The sequence below is a fragment of the Kinneretia sp. DJ1R-11 genome (assembly GCF_025717595.1).
Classification (GTDB): Bacteria; Pseudomonadota; Gammaproteobacteria; order Burkholderiales; family Burkholderiaceae_C; genus Paucibacter_A.
In genome coordinates, this window is sequence record NZ_JAJIRR010000001.1 from 660,078 (window position 1) to 681,943 (window position 21,866).

Annotated in this window: 22 protein-coding genes; 8 read left to right on the forward strand and 14 right to left on the reverse strand. The window is 66.5% G+C overall.

The features are described from left to right. Positions 1-36: 36 nt before the first annotated feature. The gene (locus LNV23_RS02735) at positions 37-1,977 is read left to right on the forward strand and encodes a pentapeptide repeat-containing protein (RefSeq protein ID WP_263561542.1); all 1,941 of its coding nucleotides are present in this window, start codon (positions 37-39) and stop codon (positions 1,975-1,977) included. Next, positions 1,974-2,381, forward strand: a complete 408-nt coding sequence (locus LNV23_RS02740) for a hypothetical protein (RefSeq protein WP_263516277.1) — start codon at positions 1,974-1,976, stop codon at positions 2,379-2,381. Before LNV23_RS02735 ends, LNV23_RS02740 begins: the two co-directional genes overlap by 4 nt. Positions 2,382-2,406: 25 nt before the next feature. Here the strand turns inward: LNV23_RS02740 and LNV23_RS02745 are convergent, their stop codons facing one another. The 6 genes from LNV23_RS02745 to LNV23_RS02770 form a co-directional block, all read right to left on the reverse strand. After that, on the reverse strand, positions 2,407-3,576 hold the full coding sequence (locus LNV23_RS02745) for an MFS transporter (RefSeq protein WP_263561543.1): 1,170 nt from the start codon (positions 3,574-3,576) through the stop codon (positions 2,407-2,409). Between the two features lie 94 nt (positions 3,577-3,670). Next, positions 3,671-4,420 (reverse strand): 16S rRNA (uracil(1498)-N(3))-methyltransferase, encoded by a 750-nt coding sequence (locus LNV23_RS02750; protein ID WP_263561544.1) that lies wholly within the window; start codon positions 4,418-4,420, stop codon positions 3,671-3,673. 57 nt (positions 4,421-4,477) lie between these two features. Continuing rightward, positions 4,478-5,341: a hypothetical protein gene (locus tag LNV23_RS02755; protein ID WP_263561545.1), complete on the reverse strand. Its 864-nt coding sequence runs from the start codon at positions 5,339-5,341 to the stop codon at positions 4,478-4,480. Between the two features lie 14 nt (positions 5,342-5,355). Beyond that, positions 5,356-7,644 (reverse strand): M1 family metallopeptidase, encoded by a 2,289-nt coding sequence (locus LNV23_RS02760; RefSeq protein WP_263561546.1) that lies wholly within the window; start codon positions 7,642-7,644, stop codon positions 5,356-5,358. Between the two features lie 153 nt (positions 7,645-7,797). Next, positions 7,798-8,274: a hypothetical protein gene (locus tag LNV23_RS02765; RefSeq protein WP_263561547.1), complete on the reverse strand. Its 477-nt coding sequence runs from the start codon at positions 8,272-8,274 to the stop codon at positions 7,798-7,800. Between the two features lie 75 nt (positions 8,275-8,349). Further along, positions 8,350-10,032: a long-chain-fatty-acid--CoA ligase gene (locus LNV23_RS02770; protein ID WP_263561548.1), complete on the reverse strand. Its 1,683-nt coding sequence runs from the start codon at positions 10,030-10,032 to the stop codon at positions 8,350-8,352. 196 nt (positions 10,033-10,228) lie between these two features. Here LNV23_RS02770 and LNV23_RS02775 point away from each other — a divergent pair, with 196 nt between their 5' ends. Beyond that, entirely contained in the window at positions 10,229-10,897 is a 669-nt protein-coding gene (locus tag LNV23_RS02775; protein WP_263561549.1) for a PEP-CTERM sorting domain-containing protein, read from the forward strand. A 27-nt stretch (positions 10,898-10,924) separates the two neighbouring features. On the opposite strand, the gene LNV23_RS02780 is transcribed toward LNV23_RS02775, so the two are convergent. The 3 genes from LNV23_RS02780 to LNV23_RS02790 form a co-directional block, all read right to left on the reverse strand. After that, positions 10,925-12,349 carry an NAD(P)(+) transhydrogenase (Re/Si-specific) subunit beta gene (locus tag LNV23_RS02780; RefSeq protein WP_263561550.1) on the reverse strand — a complete coding sequence of 475 codons (1,425 nt, stop codon included), beginning with the start codon at positions 12,347-12,349 and terminating at the stop codon, positions 10,925-10,927. Then, complete coding sequence (locus LNV23_RS02785; protein WP_263561551.1) at positions 12,346-12,681, reverse strand: NAD(P) transhydrogenase subunit alpha part 2; 336 nt, start codon at positions 12,679-12,681, stop codon at positions 12,346-12,348. Before LNV23_RS02785 ends, LNV23_RS02780 begins: the two co-directional genes overlap by 4 nt. Before the next feature lie 279 nt (positions 12,682-12,960). Further along, the gene (locus tag LNV23_RS02790; RefSeq protein ID WP_263561552.1) at positions 12,961-14,091 is read right to left on the reverse strand and encodes a Re/Si-specific NAD(P)(+) transhydrogenase subunit alpha; all 1,131 of its coding nucleotides are present in this window, start codon (positions 14,089-14,091) and stop codon (positions 12,961-12,963) included. Between the two features lie 111 nt (positions 14,092-14,202). On the opposite strand from LNV23_RS02790, the gene LNV23_RS02795 reads away from it, so the two are divergent. Further along, a complete protein-coding gene (locus LNV23_RS02795; protein WP_263561553.1) occupies positions 14,203-14,700 on the forward strand; it encodes an NUDIX hydrolase in 498 nt (165 codons plus the stop codon). A gap of 24 nt (positions 14,701-14,724) precedes the next feature. Here the strand turns inward: LNV23_RS02795 and LNV23_RS02800 are convergent, their stop codons facing one another. Next, positions 14,725-15,642, reverse strand: a complete 918-nt coding sequence (locus LNV23_RS02800) for a DUF535 family protein (protein ID WP_263561554.1) — start codon at positions 15,640-15,642, stop codon at positions 14,725-14,727. Between the two features lie 189 nt (positions 15,643-15,831). Here LNV23_RS02800 and mnmA point away from each other — a divergent pair, with 189 nt between their 5' ends. The 3 genes from mnmA (at position 15,832) to LNV23_RS02815 (ending at position 19,079) form a co-directional block, all read left to right on the forward strand. Next, on the forward strand, positions 15,832-16,950 hold the full coding sequence (gene mnmA / locus LNV23_RS02805; RefSeq protein WP_263561555.1) for a tRNA 2-thiouridine(34) synthase MnmA: 1,119 nt from the start codon (positions 15,832-15,834) through the stop codon (positions 16,948-16,950). A gap of 102 nt (positions 16,951-17,052) precedes the next feature. After that, positions 17,053-18,363, forward strand: coding sequence for a sensor histidine kinase (locus LNV23_RS02810; RefSeq protein ID WP_263516262.1), 1,311 nt, complete (start codon positions 17,053-17,055; stop codon positions 18,361-18,363). Further along, entirely contained in the window at positions 18,360-19,079 is a 720-nt protein-coding gene (locus LNV23_RS02815; protein ID WP_263561556.1) for a response regulator, read from the forward strand. Before LNV23_RS02810 ends, LNV23_RS02815 begins: the two co-directional genes overlap by 4 nt. A gap of 162 nt (positions 19,080-19,241) precedes the next feature. On the opposite strand, the gene LNV23_RS02820 is transcribed toward LNV23_RS02815, so the two are convergent. Then, positions 19,242-19,808 carry a CAP domain-containing protein gene (locus LNV23_RS02820; RefSeq protein ID WP_263561557.1) on the reverse strand — a complete coding sequence of 189 codons (567 nt, stop codon included), beginning with the start codon at positions 19,806-19,808 and terminating at the stop codon, positions 19,242-19,244. Between the two features lie 78 nt (positions 19,809-19,886). On the opposite strand from LNV23_RS02820, the gene LNV23_RS02825 reads away from it, so the two are divergent. Beyond that, the gene (locus LNV23_RS02825) at positions 19,887-20,321 is read left to right on the forward strand and encodes a hypothetical protein (RefSeq protein ID WP_263561558.1); all 435 of its coding nucleotides are present in this window, start codon (positions 19,887-19,889) and stop codon (positions 20,319-20,321) included. Positions 20,322-20,342: 21 nt separating this feature from the next. On the opposite strand, the gene LNV23_RS02830 is transcribed toward LNV23_RS02825, so the two are convergent. The 3 genes from LNV23_RS02830 to LNV23_RS02840 all read right to left on the reverse strand — a co-directional run bounded on the left by LNV23_RS02830 (position 20,343) and on the right by LNV23_RS02840 (position 21,852). Further along, positions 20,343-20,867 (reverse strand): type II secretion system protein, encoded by a 525-nt coding sequence (locus LNV23_RS02830; protein WP_263561559.1) that lies wholly within the window; start codon positions 20,865-20,867, stop codon positions 20,343-20,345. 94 nt (positions 20,868-20,961) lie between these two features. Next, positions 20,962-21,366 carry a type II secretion system protein gene (locus tag LNV23_RS02835; protein WP_263561560.1) on the reverse strand — a complete coding sequence of 135 codons (405 nt, stop codon included), beginning with the start codon at positions 21,364-21,366 and terminating at the stop codon, positions 20,962-20,964. Positions 21,367-21,375: 9 nt separating this feature from the next. After that, the gene (locus tag LNV23_RS02840; protein ID WP_318023202.1) at positions 21,376-21,852 is read right to left on the reverse strand and encodes a type II secretion system protein; all 477 of its coding nucleotides are present in this window, start codon (positions 21,850-21,852) and stop codon (positions 21,376-21,378) included. Positions 21,853-21,866: the final 14 nt, after the last annotated feature.

A 21,866-nucleotide genomic window follows, 5' to 3' on the forward strand; every position in this document is an offset into this window, starting at 1 on the left:
AGGCTCGCGGCCTCGCCACCCCGCCCTTCACCTTCCATGCTCCATCTCAGGACCGGCCTTTTGCAAGTCGCCAGCGCCTTGAGCCGCTTCGGGGGCCTGCGTCAAGGCGTTGTCGCCCTGCTGCTGGGCAGCGCCCTCATGGACGGACAGGCCTGCAGCTGCAACATCAACAACAATGACGAACAAGCGTTCCTCCATGCCAGCCTGGTGTTCCGTGCCCGCCTGCTCAGCAGCCGCGAACTGAGCACAGCCGAGCAGCAGACCAGCGCCGGCTGGGCCCGCGACCGCACTCTGCGAGGCCGCTACCTGATGGTCGAATCCTTCAAGGGGCCGGCCACAGAACGCGTCATCGAGGTGGATTCGCCGGCTGGCGGCAGCGCGGCCTGCGGTTTCGACGACGCGCCCGGCAGCGAAAGGCTGATGGTCGCCCTGGGACAGTCCGGCAGTGGCTATTGGAGCGATCTGTGCGTCATGCGGCCGAGCCCGGAATTGCTGCAGGCGCACCGGGCCCAACGCAACGATTTCCAAGCGCGCATCCAGGCCCAGCCTGACGATAGAGCCCTGCATCTGGCCTATGGCAAGTTCCTGCTGCAAGCGCAGTCCTTGGAGCCGGCACGACAGGTGTTCGAGAACTTGCTTCAGCGCTGGCCAGCCGAGCTCGAAGCCCGGCTGGGCCTGGCGCAAGCCCGATTGGCCCTGGGCCAGCAGGGCCAAGCTCTGGCGGACTTCGAGGCCGTGCTGGCCGAGCAGGCCGACAACGCCGCGGCCCGGCGTGGCCGCCGTGAGGTCCTGATGCGCCTGGGCCGCCATGCCGAGCTGGCCCGAGAGGCGGGGCTGGATCTCCAGGGCTACCGGGCCGAACCGGGCGAGGCCGGCAATTTCTCCGGCAAGGACCTGCGTGGAGCCCGCTTCCAATCGGCGCGCTTGCGCGGTTTCAATTTCAGCGCTGCCGATCTGCGCGACAGCGATTTTCGCGGCGCCGAACTCGACAACTGCAGCTTTGTCGGCGCCAAGCTCGAGGGCGCCCGCTTCGATGCTGCGGCGGCTCCGAGCGAGCGCTTCCCGCCAGCGGGCAGCGTGACCACGATGTCAGGCGTCGACTTCAGCCACAGCGAGCTGCGACAGCTGAATCTGTCAGGCCTGCGCCTGAACCAAGCCCGTTTCACGCAGGCAAAGCTTCAAGCGGTGAATCTGCACCAAGCTCAGCTCAGTAACAGCAACTGGCAAGACAGTCAGGTCGACGCGGTCGACCTGAGCGGCGCGCAGCTCGATGGCGCTGATCTGCGCGGCGCCCGCTTCAGCCACAGCGATTTGCGCGGCGCCACCTTCGCCGGTTTCAGCAGCGACTTCTTCGCCATGGCCGATTTGCGGGGCACCGACCTGTCGACGGCGCGGCTGGACGAGATCCGCTGGCTGCCGACCCTGATCGATTGCAAGACCCGCTTCCCCGCCGGGCTCGATCTGCAAGCCCTGCCCTTGCTGCCAATGTGGCAGGGCTGCGAGGGCACGGCGCCGCTGACCGGCCTCAGCGATGGCTTCCCCTATGCGCCCCGGCAGCGCCACAGCTATCCGGCCTATGCCAGCCGTCCCGGCATCAATTTCCGCCACTTCGCCGGCCGAGGCATGCCGATGCAGGGCCGCAAGCTGGCCGGCTACAACGTCTCGGACAGCGACTTCAGCGACAGCGATTTCTCGCACGCCGACCTGCGCGATCTGGCAATCGACCACAGCAACTTCGAGGGCAGCGACTTCCGCCAGGCGAATCTGCAACAGGCGCGCTTCTGGAAGGTCAGCTTGCGCGGCAGCGACTGGCGCGGAGCCGATCTGCGCGGCGCACTCTTGCTGGACCTGGACTTGCGCGCAAGCCGGCTCGAAGGCGCGCGCTTCGAGGGCGCTTGCTACAACGCCAACACCCTGTGGCCGGACGGTTTCCAGATTCGCCGCAGCGGGCTGAAACGCTGCGAGACCGAGCCATGAGGGGCGGGCGATTCCTGGGCCGTTTGCTCTTGCTCGGGCTCGCCGGTTTGGCGCCGCTGATCGCGACGGCCTGCGAGTGCCCAGTGCCGCCGCTGGACCCGAAGGAAGAGCTGGCGTCGGCCGACCTGATCTTCGAAGGGCGGCCGATCAGCAGCCGTGTGCAGTTCAATGGCATGGGCTCCGAACGCGTGCGCACCCGCTGGCTCGTGCTGCGCGTGATCCAGGGCCCGGCCTTGCGCTCGGTGGAGATCGACTCGCCCACCGGAGGCAGCGCCAGCTGCGGCATCGAGTTGCGCCTCGGACAGACCCAGCAGCTCACCGCCCGAGGTTCGCTGCAAAAAGGCTTTTTCACCGACCTGTGCACCCAGAGCCTGGGAAGCCGAGCTTTGAGCTCATCGCCCTGAACTCAGCGTCGCACGGAGCGGCCGATCAGGCCGGCTGAAGCCGCGGCTGGCGAGCCAGCCAGAGCAAGGCCAGGGCAGTCAGCGCCAAAGGCACCAGGGAGGCCCAGTTCATCCAGGCCCAGCCCCCCGTCATCACCAGAGCGCCGCTGGAAAACGAGGTCAGGGTCATGACGCTGTAAATGCAGAAGTCCATGGCCCCTTGGGTCTGGGTCTTTTCCTCGGGCCGGTAGGCCTCGGTGAACAGGGTCGTGCCACCGATGAAGAGGAAGTTCCAGCCCACGCCCAGGGTCAGCAGCGCGCCCAGAAAATGCATCAGATCCAGACCGGACAGTGCAAACAAGATGCAGGCCAGGTTGAGCAGCACACCGACCGCCATCACCGGCAGCGCTCCAAAGCGCTTGATCAGGGCACCGGTGAAGAAACTGGGCACGAACATGCCCAGCACATGCCATTCCAGCACCAGGGCGGTCTTGTCGAAAGGCAGCCCGCATTGCGCCATGGCGATGGGTGTGGCGGCCATCAACAGGTTCATCACCCCATAACCGAGCGCACAAGCGGCCACGGCCACCACAAACACCGGCTGGCGTGCCAGCTCGCGCAGGCTGCGCCCCTGCGGCGCGCCCGGCGCCGGCACCGGCAAGGCGGGGAAGCGGATCAGACTCAGCACCACCAGGGCCAGCAGGCCCACGGCCACCAGAACCAGATAGGCACCGGCAAAAGGCTGGTCGAGCAGCTGCTTGCTGGCATTGGCCAGATTGGGGCCCGTCACCGCGCCCAGGATGCCACCGGCCAGCACCCAGGAGATGGCCTTCTCCTTGTGCGAGGGCGGCACCAGTTCCGTGGCAGCGAATCGGTACAGCGAGGCCGTGGCGTTGTAATAGCCGGCCACCACCGTCGCCACCAGCACCCAGGCAAAGGCCTGATGCGCCACGGCCCAGGCAGCCAGCGCGCAACTCAGAATGCCAACGACCTGGCCGGCCTGAAAAGCGCGCTTGCGGCCCCAGGCGCGTTGATTGCGGGCCACGAGTGGCGCGAACAGGGCGCCGCCTGCCACATAGGCACAGACCGGCAAGGTGGCCATCCAGGCTTGCGGCGCCAGGGCCAGCCCGACCAGGCCGTTGATGGCGATGAAGGTGACGTTGTTGGTCAGGAACAAGCCCTGGCACAAGGTCAGCAAGAGCAACTGGAGATTCATGGCGCGCCCAGGAAACAAGCTCGCCAGCATAGGCTCTGGCGGCCCTGACTCGCGGCGAGCAGGAACGCGATTCGCACCTGGGCTCTGCCCGGGCTCAGCCGATTTGCAAGGCCAGCCAGCCCAGCACCGCCAGCGGCGCCGTGTCGGCGCGCAGGATGCGCGGGCCCAATTGCACAGCCACAAAGCCCTGGGCACGGGCGGCATCTTCCTCGGCCGGGCTGAGGCCGCCTTCCGGGCCGCTGAGCACCAGGGTGTGGCTGGCCTCGGCTTGCGCTGCCGCCAGGGCTTGCAGGGGCTGGGCGGCCGTGGGGCTGAGCAGCCAACGGCGCTGCGTGGCCGGCTGTGGGCCTAGGCTGGCCAACCATGAAGCCAGGGACTGCACCGCGCCTATCTCAGGGATGCGGGTGCGGCCGCATTGCTCGGCGGCGGCGATGGCCACACCGCGCCAATGCGCCTGCTTTTTCTCGGCGCGCTCGCCGCTCAGGCGCAGCACCGAGCGCTCGCTCATCAAGGGCTGCACGGCACTGCCGCCCAGCTCGGTGGCTTTCTCGACGACGCCGTCCATGCGGTCATTGGCCGGCATGGCCAGGGCCAGGGTGATGTGCTGGCGCAGTTCGCGCTGCACCAGTTGGCGGGCCTGCAGATGCACACGCACCTCGCTGCGGCCCATGGCCAGCACTTCCGCCTGCCACTCGGCACCGCTGCCGTCGAACAGGGTCAGCGGGCTGCCCGGTTGCAGGCGCAGCACCTGCACATGGCGGGCCGCGCTGGGCGGCAGGCTGAGCTCGCTGGGCTCACCGGACGAAGGGCCCAGAGGCTGGTCGACATAGAAACGCGGCGGCATGGCAGGAAAAAAGACGAAAGAGAAGCCGCCAGTGTGCCAGCCTTCCGGTCTGCGCTTTCAGTCCAGGCGCCCGGCCGCCGCCAGTGCGAACACACGCGCACAGCGCATCCACACCAGGGCCAGTACCAACAACTGGCCCAAGGCCAAGGCCAGCAATTGGCTGCCCGGGCCCACCGGCGCCAGTTGCGCACGCAAGAGCCCGATCAGTACCGCCACCAGCAGGCCCAGGGCTGTGATCAGCAGATAGCCCAGCAAGCGGCGCGGCTGGCGCCAGAGATCGCGCGTGGCCAGGCGCCAGGCTTTGAGCACCGAGCGGCGCTGCGGCTCCAGAGCCAGACGGGCCCGTGCGGCATCCAGGCTGGCATGAGCGAGCAGGAACAGCAGGCCGGTGAACAGCAGCACCGCACGGCTCCAACGGTCGGCCTCCGTCTCCAGCTGCATCAGCGCAGTCTTTTCGCCCAGCCAGTGCATCAAGCCACCACCCATGGCCGCCACGGCACCGAGCAGGCACAGCGCCCAGAGCCAGAGCCGGCTCATGCGGCCGTACTCGCGCAGCCCGCCCAGCAGCAAGGCTTGGAAGCCCAGCGGCAGGGGTGCGCGCACCACAGCGATCAGGCTGCCGCTGAGCCAGGGCAGCAGCAAGGCCAGCAGCAGCACGCTGCTGAACAGGGCCGAAGCGGCAAAGCCGTTCTGGCCCAGGCCCATCAACGCCTCAGCCAAAACCGGCAACTCGAAGCGCTCCACCAGCACTCGCGCGGCCAGCGATTGATCCAGCTGGGCCGCCAGGGCGCGCCAGAGTGGCAGCAGGGCGAGCAACCAGGGCAAGGCCAAGGCCAGCAGCCACAGCAACAACAAACGCCACTGCGAGGCCAGGCGGGCGCCGCTGCGCAACTGGCCGCGCAGATCGGAAACGGGGGGCAAAAGGGCCGGCATATTCATAGCGTGGCCACCAGGGCGAGAAGGGTTTGCAAAAGGCTGCCGGCATCGCTGGCGATGCGGCGGGCGGCCCGGCCGTCGCTCTTGATCGTGCGACTGTTGTCGAGCTGATTCAGGTCCAGGTAGTGCTGGCGCTCGGGGTCCAACTCGGCGGACACGGCCTTGGCCGACTTGACCCAGCTGAAGCGAGCCCAGGACTGCTGGTCGTCCCAGCGCACCGTCTCCACGCTGCCATCGGCAAAGCGCACGCGCAGGGTCTGCGGCACGGCCACACCGCGCCGGCGCAGCACCACGGTCGTGCGGTAGGGAAAGGGCCCGGGCTCGGCCAAGGTCTCGCCCGTCTGCGGGTCCTTCTTTTTCGCGGCCTGGGCAGGCGCTGGATGGTCCTTCTTCCACTGTGCGCGCAACGTGTCGACCTGCTTTGCGCGGGCATCTTTGTCCAGCTCGCTGCGCCGGCCATCCGGCCCGAGCTGCAAGCCCAGCAGAGGCAGCTCCTCCACGCTCTTGAAGCTCTCGACCCGGTCATCGACCGAGCGGCTGGCGTAGATGTGCTGCTCGAACAGGCGCTGCACCAGGGCCGGCTCGCCGCTGACCTCGGCCAGCACCTCGCGCAGGTCGGCTGTGCTCGGGTGGCGGAACTTCCAACGCTGGTAGTAGGTCTTGAAAGCCAGCTCAAGTTTTTCGCGGCCGATCTGCGCCTCCAGGTCACGCAGGACGGTGGCGGTGCGCGAGTAGACGCTGCCGTAGCTGCCGCTGGAATGGCGGTGCCAGCTGTTCTGGCCCAGGCCGTCCGGCGGATCCTTCAAGCCGGCGCCCAGGCGTTCGGCCTCAAACACATCGACCGTCGTACCCACGCCCAGGCGCTTGAGCGCGGCCGTGGTGACTGGGGCGCGCTGGCCGCGGGCGTGGATCATGCGCTGATCCCAGAACTCGTTCAGGCCCTCATCGAGAAAGGGCTCCTCGAATTCATTGGAAGCCAGGATGCCGTAGAAGTAACCATGGCCGAATTCATGGATGGTGACGAACTCCTGGCCGAAATGGGACAAGGTGCCGGGGGTCTGGTCGGCATAGCTGTCGGCCGTAAAGAAGGTCGGGTATTCCATACCGCCTGCTTCCTTGGCATTGAAGGGCGGCACCACGGCCGTGACCGTGCGATAGGGGTAAGGGCCCAAGGTCTTGGAGAACCAGGCCAGCGCGTCCAGCGTGGCCTTGAGCACCACCGGCGCGTTGTGGGCGTACTCGGGCGGGTACAGCACCTGGACCTGCACCTTGGGGCTGCCTTCGCCCTCGTAGATCGCCTTCAGCGGCGGGGCAAAGCGCTTGTCGGCTGTCCAGGCGAAGTCATGCACATCGCCCTGCACGAAGTGGTGGACGACACGCCCGCCCTGCTTCTTCGGCTCGCCCTGCAGCTCGCCGGTGGCGCCCACCGTGTAGCCCTCGGGCACGTCAATGCGTACGTCATAACTTCCAAAGTCGGCGTAAAACTCGCTGTGCAGATGGAACTCATGCGCGTTCCAGCGCGGCGCCGCGGCGCCCCGCTCGCCTGGCAGCTCCAGCACCGCGATCTTGGGGAACCACTGGCCCACCAGATGGAAGCTGCCGAAGTAGCCGGTGCGAGCCAGCACGCGCGGCAATTGGTCGAAGAAATCGATGTCCAGCGTGGTGCGACCACCGGGCGCCACCGCCTGCGGCAGATCCAGGCGCACCACGGTGCGGTCGGTGGCCGGTCCGCCATCGGGCTGCACAAAATGCCAGGGCACGGCCACACCAGCCTGCTGCACCTTCTTCAGCTCGATGAAGCCCCAGTCGCCCTTCTTGACCGGCACTTCGCTGCGGAAGGAGAACCCGAGCCGGCGCTGCTCACTCATGAAGGTGCTGCCCTCGCCCTCGAATGCGTTCAAGTACAGATGCAGATAGACGGAGCGCACGGGCACGGCGCTGCGGTTGCGCCAGCTCAGGCGCTGTTTGCCCTCGATGGTGTGGGCCTCGGGGTCGAGCTTGGCCTCGATCTGGTAGTCCACCACGCGGTCGGACAGGGTGGTCTCCTGGCCGCTGCGCGCACCTCCCCAGGCCTGCGGGCTGCTGGGCTGGCGCACGGCAGACGCGTCGGGCGCAGCCAGGGCGATGCCGTCCAGCGAAGGGGGCACGGCGTTAGCGACCACCGACGGTGCAGCGGCCTTGCTCGCGGCATCGCCCTTCTGGCAAGCGCTCAAGGCCATCAATGGCCCCAAGACTGCGGCCCACAAGGCAAGCGAGATGCCGGATCGGCGCAGAAGACGTGCAAGCATGAGGACGCTCGGAAGTGACGGACGCGCGATGGTAGGCGTGCTCAGGCACGCCGCCAGCCCGAGGAATCACCGAGCAAGCAGCGTTGCAGCGTGCCAGTCGGGGACAGCTCAGCAATCGACGCGAGCAAACACCACCCGTTCGCCAGGAGGCCGCTACAAGCCCATCGACTGGCGGACCTTGCGCGCCACAGCCTCGCCCTGGGCCTGCCGCACTTCCTCAACAAAGCGCAAGGCCAGTTGCGTCAGGGCTTGGAGGTCGCCGCAGCGCTCCACATCCAGCACCCAACGGTAGCCCTTGATCAGGCCCAGGTGCTCGCGCGCGGCAGCAGTGAGATAAGCGTACAGAGATTGGTAGTCCAAGCTGGGTACGACAGCGGGCAGCGGCGCCGCTGGCGTGGCAGCCGCTCCTGCGGCCGACGAAACGCGTGCCGAGGGCGCAATCAAGCCCTGGTCGACCAAAAAGTCGATGTCTGCCGCCGTGATTCCCTGTACCAGGCCCAGCCATTGCTGGGCGCTCTTGCTGTCATCGATGACCAGCAGGAGATTGCGAAGGCTGCGCGACAAAGGCAGGGCGCGAGCCTTGATCTCGGCGCGGCCTTGCTCGGTCTTCACATAGGCCTGTTCAAGCATCACGAATCTCCCCAGACAGCCCTGACTCTAGGGGAGTTGCAAGCCGCCGGAGTAGAAACCCCTGTGACAACAAGCTCAGTTCTTGTCGCGTAGTTCACGCCGAAGGATCTTACCGACCGGGGTCTTGGGCAGCTCGTTGCGGAACTCGATGATCTTGGGGCGCTTGTAGCCGGTCAGATTGGCTTCGCAGTAAGCCCGGACATCGGCTTCGCTGACTTCCTTGCTGGCACCGGGCTTGCGCACGATGGCCACCTTGACCGCCTCGCCCGCTTTCGCATCGGCGATGCCGACCGCCGCACATTCCAGCACGCCGTCCATCATGGTGATCACGTCTTCCACCTCGTTGGGGTAGACGTTGAAGCCGCTGACCAGAATCATGTCCTTCTTGCGGTCGACGACGCGGAAATAACCTTGTTCGTCCACGGTGCCGATATCGCCGGTGCGGAAGAAGCCGTCGGCGGTCATGACCTGGGCCGTTTCATCGGGGCGCTGCCAGTAGCCGGCCATGACTTGCGGGCCACGGATGGCGATCTCGCCGGTAGCGCCGGGCGCCGCCAGCTGGCCGGCGTCGTCGAGCAGACACAGCTCGGTGCTGGGCAGGGGCAGGCCGATGGAGCCGGTGTAGCGGGTGTGGTTGGTCGGGTTGCAGCTGGCCACCGGCGAGGTTTCGCTCAAGCCATAGCCTTCACAGATGGAGCAGCCGGTCTTTTCCAGCCAGAGCTTGGCTGTGGCCTGCTGCACCGCCATGCCGCCGCCCACCGAGATGACCAGATGACTCCAGTCCACCGTGTTGAAGTCCTTGTGGTTGGCCATGGCCATGAACAAGGTGTTGACGGCCGGGAAGCAGTGGAAGCGGTGCTTGGCCAGCTCCTTGAACATAGCGGGCAGGTCACGCGGATTGGGGATCAGCACATTGCAGCCGCCCATATGCATGGCCAGCATCATGTTCGTGGTGAAACCGAAGATGTGATACAGCGGCAGGGCGGCAATGCCGACCACCTGCTCGCCGGCCGGCACCTTGCTGAGCGCCGGCATGTACCAGGCCTCGGCTTGCATCACATTGGCGACCAGATTGCGATGCAAGAGCACGGCACCCTTGGACACGCCCGTGGTGCCACCCGTGTACTGCAGGACCGCGATGTCGTTGGGGCCGACCTTGGGCACCTTGTAGCTCAGGCTGCGTCCGCGCGCGACCGCGTCGCTGAAGTCCACAGCGCCGGGCAGCTCGAAGGCCGGCACCATCTTCTTCACGCGGCGCACCACGTAATTGACGATCAGGCTCTTGGGGAAGCCCAACATCTCGCCCATGGACGCAAGAATCACATGCTGGGTCGGCACCTGCTTGATCACATGCTGCAGTGTGGCGGCGAAATTCTCCAGGATGACGATGGCCTTGGCGCCAGCATCCTTGAGTTGATGCTCGAGCTCGCGCGGCGTGTAAAGCGGGTTGACGTTCACCACCACATAGCCGGCCCGCAGGATGGCGGCCACTGCCACCGGGTACTGCAGCACATTGGGCATCATGACGGCGACGCGGTCGCCCTTTTCCAAGCCCAGGCTCTGCAGATAAGCGGCCAGGGCGCGCGAAACCTCATCGATCTGGGCGAACTTGAGCGTGCGCCCCATCATGGTGTAGGCCGGCAGCTCTGGGTACTTGCGGAAGGCCGAATCCATCAGGTCCACCAGGGACGGGTACTGCTCGGCATGGATCTCGGCAGGAACTCCCTCAGGGTAGCTCTTGAGCCAGGTCTTCTCCATTGTCTTTGTCTCCATTCGATGCCCGGATTCTGACCGATGGAGCAGCGCCGACTCATCAGGGGATTCGATACAAGACTCTAAGGTGGATGCCGAGCAATGAGCTTTCCCGTGCGCCCATCCTGCGTTCCTAGGCAAGAGCAGGTGCATCCCGGTACCGGCTCGCACTCGAAGATCGCCTGCAAGGAAAGGAATCCCCATGCGCCTGCTCACCTTCTCGGCCACTCTGCTGGCCTGCGCCACCATCTGCCAGCCTGCCCGGGCGGAACTGATCCCGCGCGGCGGCGGGCTCATTTACGACAGCAGTCTCAACATCACATGGCTGGCCAATGCCCTACCGGGCCTGGGTAGTTGGCAGGACGGCGCCGACGGCCAGGCCTGGGGTGATATGAGCTGGGAGCTGGCGCTTGATTTCGCCGCCGGTTACACCCTGAGCGACGAAGTTCGCGGCACGCTCTGGAGCGACTGGCGCCTGCCCAAAGCGCAGCTGGGCTGCTCGGGCTACCGCTGCAGCCAGGGCGAGCTGGGCCATCTCTTCTATGAAGACTTTCGCGCCACGCCGGGCTGGAGCTGGACCTCCCCCTTTGCGCCCGGCATACGCCTGGACCAAGTGGCCCTGTTCAGCAATCTGCAAAACGCGCCTTACTGGACCCAGGACGCCGTCACGCCCGACCCGGTCCACAACCTGGCCTGGGCCTTCATGTCAGACGGGCGGCAGTACGCCAACACACGGATCAGCCCCAGCTATGTGCTGCTGGTCCGTGACGGCGATGTGGCCGCAGTTCCGGAACCCCAGCCGGCCCTGCTGCTGCTGGCCGGCTTGGCATTGCTGGCCGCGTTCAAGAACCGGCGGCGCTCGCAGGCCTGAGCCCCGGGCGAGGGCCAGCCCTCCTGCTCACTCGATCGCCTTGACCATGTCCTCCACCGCCTTCTTGGCGTCGCCAAACACCATCATGGTCTTGTCCATATAGAAGAGCTCGTTGTCCAGGCCGGCGTAACCGGCCGCCATGGAGCGCTTGTTGACGATGATGGTCTTGGCCTTGTAGGCCTCGAGGATGGGCATGCCGTAAATCGGGCTGCCCTTGGTCAGCGCGGCCGGGTTCACCACATCGTTGGCGCCCAGCACGATGGCGACATCGACCTGGCCGAACTCGCCGTTGATGTCCTCCATCTCGAAGACTTGGTCGTAAGGCACTTCGGCCTCGGCCAGCAGCACATTCATATGGCCGGGCATGCGGCCGGCCACCGGGTGGATGGCGTACTTGACCGTGATGCCCTTGTGCGTGAGCTTCTCGGCCAGCTCCTTGACCGCATGCTGGGCGCGCGCCACCGCCAAACCATAGCCGGGCACGATCACCACCGTCTCGGCATTGCCAAGAATGAAGGCGGCATCATCGGCGCTGCCGCTCTTGACCGAGCGCTGCACGGCGGCCCCGGCCGCTGCGCTGGAGGTGTCGCCACCAAACCCACCCAGGATCACGTTGAAGAAGCTGCGGTTCATGGCCTTGCACATGATGTAGCTCAGGATGGCCCCCGAGCTGCCCACCAGCGAACCGGCAATGATCAGCATGCTGTTGTTCAGGCTGAAGCCGATGCCGGCCGCCGCCCAGCCCGAGTAGCTGTTCAGCATGGACACCACCACCGGCATGTCGGCGCCGCCGATCGGGATGATCAGCAGCACGCCCAGCGCAAAGCCCAGGGCCAGGATCAGGCCGAAGTCCAGCCAGCTCTGCGAATGCCAGAAGCCGAAGCAGAAGAACAGCGCCGCCAGGCCCAGGGCCAGGTTCAGCTTGTGCTGACCGGGGAAGGACACCGGCGCGCCCTGGAAGAGGCGGAACTTGTACTTGCCTGAGAGCTTGCCGAAAGCGATCACCGAACCACTGAAGGTGATGGCGCCGATGAAGGCGCCCAGCGCCAGCTCGATGCGGTTGCCGCCCGGGATCGGATCGCCCTTGGCCGTGATGGCAAAGGCCCAGGGCTCCAGCACGGCGGTCGCGGCGATAAAGACCGCGGCCAGGCCGATCATGCTGTGCATGAAGGCGACCAGCTCGGGCATCTTGGTCATCTCGACCTTCTGCGCCATGTAAGCGCCGATGCCGCCGCCGACCACCAAGCCGGCCAGCACATAGGCCAGCCCCAGGCTTTGGCCACCGGCCAGCTTGAGGATCAGGGCCACCGTGGTCAGGGCGGCAATGGCCATGCCGACCATGCCGAAAAGGTTGCCGCGGATCGAGCTGGTCGGGTGCGAGAGCCCCTTGAGCGCCTGGATGAAGCAGACGCTGGCGATCAGATAGAGCAGGGTGACGAGGTTCAGGCTCATGACCGGCCCTCCGCGGCCTGGGTGTTCTTGTCCGTGGGCTTGGGCGCCTTCTTCTTGAACATCTCCAGCATCCGGCGCGTAACCAGGAAGCCGCCGAAAACATTGACCGCCGCCAAGGCCACGGCCAGGGTGCCCATGAGCTTGCCGAGATCGGTTTCGGTCAAGGCCGCCGCCAGCATGGCGCCGACGATGACGATGGCCGAGATGGCATTGGTGACCGCCATCAGCGGCGTGTGCAAGGCCGGCGTGACCGTCCAGACCACGTGGTAGCCGACGTAGATGGCCAGCACGAAGATGATCAGATTGGTGAGGGTGGGACTGACGAGTTCCATGGCAATCTCGGGTTAGGGCCTATTCACACTACGGATACTTGTGCGAGAGGGGCAGAAAGGGCCCCAAGCTAGGCGGACGACGAAGCCCAGGCTAGCCGCCTGGGCGAGGAGTTCAACGACGAATGGGGCCCTTTCTGCCCCTCTCCCGAAGGGTTGCCGCACAAATCACCGTGCACGTTGTTGCAAAGCCTCGCCGGGGGGTGACCCCGGCTTCGTTTTGCGCCTAGCGCACGGTGATTTGTGAGGCAACGCATCAGGTATCCGTAGTGTGAGTAGGCCCTAGCTGCGCTTGACCTCGCCGCCCTGGCTGACCAGGCAGGCGGCGACGATGTCGTCATCGAGGGGCACGCTGAGCGTGCCGTCCTTGGCGAGGACGAGCTTGAGGAAGTCCAGCACATTGCGGGCATAGAGGGCGGAGGCATCGGCCGCCACCAGGGCCGGCAGATTGGTCTCGCCGACCAGGGTGACGCCATGCTTGACGACCGTGCGTCCGGCTTCGGTCAGCGGGCAGTTGCCGCCGATGCCATCGGCGCCACGGCCGGCAGCCAGGTCGACGATGACCGAGCCCGGCTTCATGCTGCGCACCATGTCTTCGCTGATCAGCTGCGGCGCGGCCCGGCCCGGGATCAGGGCGGTGCTGATCACCACATCGGCCTGCGCCACGCGTTTGGCCACCTCGGCACGCTGTCGGTCCAGCCAGCTCGGTGGCATGGGGCGGGCATAACCGCCAACGCCCTCGGCCGCTTCACGCTCCTCTTGGGTTTCGTAGGGCACGTCGATGAACTTGGCGCCGAGCGACTCGACCTGCTCCTTGACGGCCGGCCGCACATCCGAGGCCTCGATCACCGCGCCCAGGCGCTTGGCCGTGGCAATCGCCTGCAGGCCGGCCACGCCGACGCCGAGGATGACGACGCGCGCCGCCTTGACCGTGCCGGCCGCCGTCATCAGCATGGGGAAGAAGCGCTGGTAGCGTTCGGCCGCCATCATCACGGCCTTGTAGCCGGCGATATTGGCTTGGCTGGAAAGCACGTCCATGCTCTGAGCGCGCGAGGTGCGAGGTGCGGCTTCCAGGGCAAAACTGGTCAGGCCGGCGGCGGCCAGGGCCTGCAGGCCGGCGCGGTCAAAGGGATCGAGCATGCCTACGAGCGTGGCGCCCGACTTCATCAGGCCCAGCTCCTCGGCCTCGGGCCGGCGCACCTTGAGCACCAGATCGGCACCCAGGGCAGCGGCTTGCTCGACGATGTCAGCGCCGGCCGCAAGGTAGGCCTCGTCGGTGATGCTGGCGGCGAGGCCGGCCTCGCGCTCGACTTGCACGCTATGGCCTTGCGCCTTCAACTTCTTGACCGTCTCCGGGGTGGCAGCCACCCGCGTCTCTCCGGCCGCGCGCTCGCGCGGAACACCTATCTGCATGAGTCCCTCCTCGGGTCAAACCATGTGACTGTTCAGCTTGCGTCGAGCTTACACAATCAAGGTGACACTCCACCCCCGTAGACACCCCTGTAAGACCGGAGCAAACGACAGATGACAAATCACGAACGCTGGAAGCCTTCGGTCACGGTAGCGGCCGTGGTTGAACGAGACGGCCGCTACCTGCTGGTCGAGGAGGAAACGCCAGAGGGTCTGATGCTGAACAACCCGGCCGGCCACCTTGACCCAGGCGAGACGCCGCTACAGGCGGTGGTGCGCGAGGCGCTGGAAGAAACGGCGCGCGCGTTCACCCCCGAGTTCTTCCTCGGCTGCTATCTGGCGCGCTTCCAGCGGCCGGCCCGCCAAGAGGATGTCACCTACCTGCGTCTGGCTTTCGGCGGCATGGTCGGAGAAGAAATCGCGGGCCGAGTGCTGGACCAGGGCATCGTGCGCACACTCTGGCTCAGTCTGGATGAGCTGCGCACCACCGCCGTTCGCCATCGCAGCCCCCTGGTGCTTCGCTGCTGCGAGGACCATGCCGCGGGCCAGCGCCTGCCGCTGGACGCGGTGTTCAGCGATGCCTCGCTGCTGGAGCCTCAGCTCAAGTCTTGAGGGCGTCGACTCAGACTGGAGTTCTCAGAGCTGCGTCAGCGTCTCGATGACAGGCAGCTCGCTGACCCACACCGCCAGCTGCAGCTGCAAGCCCACATACATGGCGTCCAGCATAGCGAATTTGCGCTTGACCTCGGTGCGCTTGCGCGCAGGCACTTCCTCCAGCACCGGCTGCGGCGCTTCGTCGCAGCGCAGCTCGAAATTGCCGCAGTCGCTGGGCCGCGCGCCAATCTCGGACCAAAGCGCGTCGTAGTTGGAGCTGATCTTGCGGCGGCGCCAGGGGTTGAGGGCCACACGTTCGCGGTTGCTGATCAGGATCAGGCGCTCGCAACCGAGCGAAGCGCCGATCTGACGCACCGCCTGCACCAGCACCACGCCGGGCCGGCAGCCATAGAAGTCCTTGGTGGCTCGCCGCACCAGCTCGCGCGAACCTTCGCTGCGCCCACCCTGCAGACGGCCGATGGCCACACAGGGCCTGCCCTGGCGGCGCATGAAGACGAAGGAGGCGCTGAACACCATCTCGCCATCGAGCATGAGGCGCAGGCAGAGATCCCCTTCGCGGTGACCTTCGTGGACGGCCGAGAGCTCAACCTGGAAGGTGGCGCCCGATTTGCCCTGCAGCTGGCAGAGCACCAGGTTCTCGCGCGCCGCCCGCGCCAGCACCGGCTCCAATCCCTGCTCAAGCAGGAAACCGTAGTGGTCCATCAGCAGCTCCACCCGGCGAGCGCAACCGAGGCGGCGCGAGAAGTAGGGGCGGTAGATCTTGCTCAGCAACTTGGGGTGCTCGCGCACCGCCCCCATCAGCACCGGATGGGCACTGACAAAGTTCATCCAGCGCCGGGTCTGGGTCGGGTGCAGCAGGGCGCCCAGGTAGATCTTGAAGCGATCTTTGGCGCTGATGCGTTCGCAGTGAGGGGTGATTCGAAAGGGATTCAGATTCATGGCCGGCGCTCGCGGGGCGCAAAACGCCGCCGATTCAAGGAAAAACAGGGGACCAACAGGACAGCGCCGATTGTAAAGATCTGTTAATGACGACTTGCCCCGCATTTGCGGGTGTTAAGCACCGCCCCAAGGCGGTGCGAAAGCTGCCACCCGGGCGGGTAGCGCGCCCCTTGCGGGACAATCACGGCCATGAACTCCAAGCAACGCATCGTCGTCGGCCTGTCCGGCGGCGTCGATTCCGCCGTCACCGCCTACCTGCTGAAGAAAGCCGGCCACGAAGTCGTGGGCATCTTCATGAAGAACTGGGAGGACGATGACGACAGTGAGTACTGCTCGTCCAATATCGACTTCGTCGACGCGGCCGCCGTGGCTGATGTGATCGGCATCGAGATCGAGCATGTCAACTTCGCCGCCGACTACAAAGACCGCGTCTTCGCCGCCTTTCTGCGCGAATACCAGGCCGGCCGCACGCCCAACCCCGATGTGCTGTGCAATGCCGAGATCAAGTTCAAGGCCTTCCTCGACCACGCCATGCGCCTGGGCGCCGAGAAGATCGCCACCGGCCATTACGCTCGCGTGCGGCAGCGCGAGGGCCGGACGGAACTGCTCAAGGGCGTAGACAACAGCAAGGACCAGAGCTATTTCCTGCACCGCCTGAACCAGGCCCAGCTGGCCAAGACCCTGTTCCCGGTCGGCGAGTTGCACAAGACCGAGGTGCGCCGCATCGCCGAAGAGATCGGCCTGCCGAACGCCAAGAAGAAGGATTCGACCGGCATCTGCTTCATCGGCGAGCGGCCCTTCCGTGAATTCCTGAACCGCTACCTGGCGCACCAGCCCGGCCCGATCAAAGACGAGCGCGGCCGCAAACTGGGCGAGCATGTCGGCCTGTCCTTCTACACCCTGGGCCAACGCCAGGGCCTGGGCATCGGCGGCGTCAAGGAAAAGGGCGCACCGCGCGGCGGCGGCGAACACGAGCCCTGGTTTGTCGCCCGCAAGGACATGGAAAAGAACACTCTGTATGTGGTGCAGGGCCACGAGCACCCCTGGCTGCTGAGCCAGGCCCTGGTCGCCGACGACCTGTCCTGGACCGACACCCAGCCCGCCTTTGGCGGCTTTGGCGCCAAGACGCGCTACCGCCAGGCCGATGCCGCCTGCGCCTTCCACCCCGACACGCCGGCGCTCGGCCGCTGCCGCGTGGACTTTGCCCAGCCTCAATGGGCCGTCACGCCGGGCCAGAGTCTGGTGCTCTACGACGGCGAGGTCTGCCTGGGGGGCGGCGTGATAGCCGAAGCCATCGCACAGCGCTGATCCCCCCGAGATCGGGGCTGTCTGCATGACCAAACACACATGCCAGAAGCGACCCCGCTGTGGCACCCTGTCGCACAGGCGCCTCGCTGAACAAAGTCTCCCTTGCTGAACCTGCTGAATTCCCCACCGCTGCGCCTGCTCGACCGACAGCTGGACCGCGTGCTGGCCCGTGTGGCGCAGCCCAATGTGGTGTTGCGCGTGGCCGCCCTGTCGATCTGCCTGCTGGAGCTGGCGGCCGCCATCGCCGGCCTGCTGGGCTACCGCACCGACGCGTACGACGGCGCGGTGCCCGCCCTCTACCTGCGCTGGGGCGGCAACAGCAACGACCCCATCCTGCTGATCACCTGTTTCAGCCTGGTGCTGCTGTTCGCCTGGGGCTATTGGCGCCTCGCCCGCGAGGGCCGCGCCGACCAGCCGCCGCCGCGCGCCCTGCTGCGCCTGGTGATGATCGACCTGCTGGCCATCGCCGTCACGCCGGGCCTGCCTTTTCTTGTCACGGCCCTGGCCGCCGTGCTGCTGCGCGCGCGCACGGCTTTTCTTTTCGCCCTGACCCAAATCGCCATCAACCTGGCCATGAACTGGCTGCTGCCCCTGGCCGAGGTGGTGACACCGGGCAGCAGCGGCGTGCCCAACTGGCTGGACAATATGGGCCTGCTGATGGCCATGGTGGCCTTGCATGGCATGGCCTTCGGCCTGGGCCGCATGGCCGCCGCCGAATCCGAGAAGCGCCGCTGGTTGCAAGCCATGCTGGCCGAACGCCTGAGCGCCGAGCAGCTGCAAGCCGAGCAACTGCGCTACAACGAGCGCACCCTGATGGCGCGCGAACTGCACGATGTGGTCGGCCACCATCTGACCGCCTTGAACCTGCAGCTGCAGCTGAGCAGTGCCCTGCTGCAGCGCGCCGATGGCGAAGGCGCCGCCTTGGCCGTCGACAAGGCGCGGCAGAGCGCGGCCAACTTGCTGGCCGATGTGCGCCAGGCCGTCAGCCAGCAGCGCAGCTCGCAGCGCATCGACCTCAGCACCGCCTTGCAAGCCCTGGTCGACGGCATTGCCAGCACCCAGATCGAGCTGAGCATTGCCCCCAGCGCCCGCGACCTCAGCCCGCGGGTGGCCCATGCCCTGCTGCGCTGTGTGCAGGAGGCGGTGACCAACAGCGTTCGCCATGCCCGCGCCTCGCGGGTGAGCATCGAAGTGGCCATCGAGGATCACGATATGAGCCTGGGCATGGACTGCTTGCCACAAGGCGAAGTCCGCGTCAGCATTGACGACAACGGCCTGGGTGCCAGCCACCTGAAACCAGGCAATGGCCTGCAAGGCATGGCCGAACGCATGAGCGAGCTGGGCGGACGCATGGATGTGCGGCGCAGCCAGCCCGGATTCCGAATTGAACTGCGGTGCCCAAGGACAGCATGAACACCAACAGCAACAACCTCCCCCACCTCAAGCCCGCCAGCGCCGCAGACGCCTCGGCCAAAGGCAGCATCCGCCTGCTGCTGGTGGAAGACCAGCAGCTGGTGCGCGATGGCCTCAAGGGCCTGCTGGCCCTGCACGAGGACATCCAGATCGTCGGCGAGGCCAGCGACGGCGCCGACGCGCTGGAGCAGATCACCCGCCTGGGCGGCGAGCCGCCGGACCTGATCCTCTCCGACATGCGCATGCCTCGCCTGGACGGCCTGGGCCTGATCCGCGCCCTGGCGGCCCGCGCGCTGAGCATTCCGGTGGTGCTGCTGACCACCTTTGACGACGCCGCCGTGTTCGACGAGGCCGTGCGCGCCGGCGCCCGCGGCTTCCTGCTCAAGGCCATCAGCACCGACACCCTGGTGCAAGCCCTGCGCGATGTGGCCGAAGGCGGCACCGCCCTGCGCCCCTCGCTGACCACCCGCATGGAGCGCCCGGCCAGCACGGCCGAACGTGCCTTCCTGGCCACCGAACAGCCCGACCCGCTGTCACCCAAGGAGCTGCAGGTGCTGCGCCTGGTGGCCAGCGGCCGCAGCAACACCGAGATCGCCGCCCTGCTGGGCAACAGCGAGGGCGTGATCAAAAATCACTGCTCGGCCATATTCTCCAAGATGGGTGTGCGTGACCGCACCCAGGCGGTGTTGCGCGCGATTGACTTGGGTTGGATCTGAACCACCGACCAGTCCCCGCTTTGGCTTGAGCGTTTTCGTCGCGAGCGGCTGTCAGGCTAGGCGGACGGAGCACAGGAACCGGAACGTACTTCCTGTACGTGAGGATTCCGAGCACCGGACCAACGACGCATGGCGGCCGCGCAGTAGAAAACGCTCAAGCCTTCAGGGGTCGACCGGGCGGCCCAGGTGCAGCACCCAATAACGGTCATAACGCCCCGGGCCGACGACACAGGCCAGGCCCACATCGACGAATTCTGCCTGCATCAGGTTCTCGCAATGCTGGGCGCTCAGGGTCCAGGTGGCGAGCACCTCGTCCAGACTTTCCTGACCCGCCGCCAGGTTTTCGCCGGCACGGCGCATGACATAGCCGCTCTGGCGAAAGCGCTCGCGCAAGCTGCTGCCCTTGAGGCCGACATGGCTGAGCTGGTCGCCTTGCGCCAGTTCGGCGGCAAAAGCCAGGGCCGAGGCCTCCAGGCGAGCCTCCCAACGCAAGGGCGGCGCGGCGGGCAAAAGCTTGCGACCGCAGGCCTGGGCTTGGGTCCGAAAGGCGTTCAGGCGCAGCAGTTCGGCATGGATGTCTGCCGGGCTGGGGCAGGACTTGGCCGCGCCGGCCTCGGCCACCTGGGCACCGGCCAGTCCGAGCACACCGAGGCCACCGAGCTGCAACAGCAGGACGGCGCGGCAGAGCTGACGGGACAGTCGGCGATCAGAAAGCGAAGTCAAATACATGGGCGAACGCATCCTACCCAATGGCGGGCCGTCACCGGGCGACTAAGCTACGAGAAAGTCCTTGGAGCACCTATGCCCGTGTCTACTTCTTGGTCTGCCGCTCTGCTCGGCCTGAGTCTGCCCCTGGTCCTGCTGGCCGGGGCCTGCAGCAGCGCCCCCAACAAGGCGCCAGCGCTCTCTGCGGCGCCGCTCAGCCAGCGTTTGCTGCAAGAGCTGGAAGTGGAGATCGGCGACGCCCGCTGCAACAGCGATGCGCAGTGCCACAGCCTTGCGGTCGGCGCGAAACCCTGTGGCGGCCCCGAGGGCTACCGCGCCTGGTCCAGCCAGGGCAGTGAAGGCGCCAAGCTCAAGACAATCGCCGAGCGCCAGGCCGCTGCTCGCCGGGCCGAGAACGAGGCCAGCGGCCTGATGTCCAACTGCGCCGTCGAGCCTGAGCCCGCTGCCAGTTGTCAGGCCGGCCGCTGCAGCCTGCGGCCGCGCACGGCCGGCACAGTCAACAAGTCCGCGGTCTGAGTGAGACACCGACACATTCAATCAAGGTGAGCCGGAGGTCTGACTGTCAGACAAGGGGGCGCTGGCCGAGGGTGAGGATGCGGTGGCACCTTCCGGTCGCCCCTGGAACACCCAGTCGCTGGCCTTGGCCAGGGGCTGCCCATCGGGCCGGCTCTGGCGCAGCAAAGGGCGCTCGGAACGGCTGTGCACCGCACTGAACGCCTGGGGCTGGCTGGGCTCGGGCACCAGCACCCAATCGGCCTGGCCGGTGAAGGGGTCGACGTAGGCGCGACGCAGGTGATGGCGGGCCTTGCCGGCGCGCTCATCGACGAGCAGATCCTTCAGGCTGCGCGGGTACTGCGGCTGGGCACCGCCCCCCACCTTGGCATAGCTCTGGATGGCCCGGGCCAGCTCTTCGCCGCGAAACTCCAGCTCGCGCTCCCGCTCGCGCTGCGCGGCCGTGCTCCAGCTCTGCCCCAGCGCCGCCAAGGCCGCCGCCGTCAGCGCGACGAAGAACAGCAGGCCGAGGTAGGTGAAGCCGCTGGGGGCAGAGGGGGCGCGGGGCATGGGGGGGTGAATCGTGAATCGTGAATCGTGAGTTGTGGTGGAGAGGGGGATTCACGATTCGCCATTCACGAATCACCAACCGCCAGCCCCCCCTTCACCAATCCGCAAACAGCCGCCCGTCACTGGCGCGACCGGCGGCACCGCTGCGGACATCGTAGACCTGGCCATTGGCCTGCATATCGCCGGGCGGAGGCAAACTGACCCAGGTATCGCGGCTGCCGTTGAGCGGGTCTTCCGGGATCTCGCGGATATAGCGCGCCGTGGCGAGCTCTTCCAGAGAATCGGGATAACGACCTTTGTCAGCGGCAAACTGGTCGATGGCGTCGCGCATGACATTCAGCGAGCTACGCAATGCAGTCTCGCGCGACTTCTGCAAGCTGTTGAAGTAACGCGGGGCGGCGATCGAAGCCAAAAGGGCCACGATGGCCATGACCACGATCAACTCGATCAAGGTGAAGCCTTGGCGGGCGAGCTGGCGTGAGGAAGACGGGGTTTTCATATCGGCGCCTCACCAGTCGCGCAAGCGCGTGCCATCGAGCGCACGACGCTCGGAGCGGGAATAGACATCGAACACATCCCTGCCCGAACGCGGCTCGTCGGGCGGGCTGTCGGCCGCGCGCAAGCCCCAGGTGTCGGCGGCCGGCAGGGCCGGGTCGGCAAAGGGGTCGCGCGGCAGGCGACGCAGAAAATAGAGCTTGCGGCCATCGGGCGTTTTGATGTCCACCACGCCCGCGGCCAACAGCTGCAAATTGGGCGGGTAGCCGCTGTCCTCGGGGCTGGTCTGGATCTGCCCGGCCTCGACCGCCTTTTTGTAGGCATCGAGCGCTCCGCGCAGCTGGCGCAAGCCGCTGCGCAGCTCGTGCTCACGGGCGCGCTGCACCGACATCTCGAGCAGCGGCCGTGCCGACGTGGCCAGCATGGCCAATATGGCCAGCACCACCAGCATCTCGATCAGCGTGAAGCCGCCTCGCCTTTTCATCGCCATGCGCTCGAACTTGC

Bases quoted from the DNA above. Each gene is read 5' to 3' on its own strand.
- LNV23_RS02735 (WP_263561542.1), top strand. From the start codon at position 37: ATGCTCCATCTCAGGACCGGCCTTTTGCAAGTCGCCAGCGCCTTGAGC.
- LNV23_RS02740 (WP_263516277.1), top strand. From the start codon at position 1,974: ATGAGGGGCGGGCGATTCCTGGGCCGTTTGCTCTTGCTCGGGCTCGCC.
- LNV23_RS02745 (WP_263561543.1), bottom strand. From the start codon at position 3,576: ATGAATCTCCAGTTGCTCTTGCTGACCTTGTGCCAGGGCTTGTTCCTG.
- LNV23_RS02750 (WP_263561544.1), bottom strand. From the start codon at position 4,420: ATGCCGCCGCGTTTCTATGTCGACCAGCCTCTGGGCCCTTCGTCCGGT.
- LNV23_RS02760 (WP_263561546.1), bottom strand. From the start codon at position 7,644: ATGCTTGCACGTCTTCTGCGCCGATCCGGCATCTCGCTTGCCTTGTGG.
- LNV23_RS02765 (WP_263561547.1), bottom strand. From the start codon at position 8,274: ATGCTTGAACAGGCCTATGTGAAGACCGAGCAAGGCCGCGCCGAGATC.
- LNV23_RS02770 (WP_263561548.1), bottom strand. From the start codon at position 10,032: ATGGAGAAGACCTGGCTCAAGAGCTACCCTGAGGGAGTTCCTGCCGAG.
- LNV23_RS02775 (WP_263561549.1), top strand. From the start codon at position 10,229: ATGCGCCTGCTCACCTTCTCGGCCACTCTGCTGGCCTGCGCCACCATC.
- LNV23_RS02780 (WP_263561550.1), bottom strand. From the start codon at position 12,349: ATGAGCCTGAACCTCGTCACCCTGCTCTATCTGATCGCCAGCGTCTGC.
- LNV23_RS02785 (WP_263561551.1), bottom strand. From the start codon at position 12,681: ATGGAACTCGTCAGTCCCACCCTCACCAATCTGATCATCTTCGTGCTG.
- LNV23_RS02790 (WP_263561552.1), bottom strand. From the start codon at position 14,091: ATGCAGATAGGTGTTCCGCGCGAGCGCGCGGCCGGAGAGACGCGGGTG.
- LNV23_RS02795 (WP_263561553.1), top strand. From the start codon at position 14,203: ATGACAAATCACGAACGCTGGAAGCCTTCGGTCACGGTAGCGGCCGTG.
- LNV23_RS02800 (WP_263561554.1), bottom strand. From the start codon at position 15,642: ATGAATCTGAATCCCTTTCGAATCACCCCTCACTGCGAACGCATCAGC.
- mnmA (WP_263561555.1), top strand. From the start codon at position 15,832: ATGAACTCCAAGCAACGCATCGTCGTCGGCCTGTCCGGCGGCGTCGAT.
- LNV23_RS02815 (WP_263561556.1), top strand. From the start codon at position 18,360: ATGAACACCAACAGCAACAACCTCCCCCACCTCAAGCCCGCCAGCGCC.
- LNV23_RS02820 (WP_263561557.1), bottom strand. From the start codon at position 19,808: ATGTATTTGACTTCGCTTTCTGATCGCCGACTGTCCCGTCAGCTCTGC.
- LNV23_RS02830 (WP_263561559.1), bottom strand. From the start codon at position 20,867: ATGCCCCGCGCCCCCTCTGCCCCCAGCGGCTTCACCTACCTCGGCCTG.
- LNV23_RS02835 (WP_263561560.1), bottom strand. From the start codon at position 21,366: ATGAAAACCCCGTCTTCCTCACGCCAGCTCGCCCGCCAAGGCTTCACC.
- LNV23_RS02840 (WP_318023202.1), bottom strand. From the start codon at position 21,852: ATGGCGATGAAAAGGCGAGGCGGCTTCACGCTGATCGAGATGCTGGTG.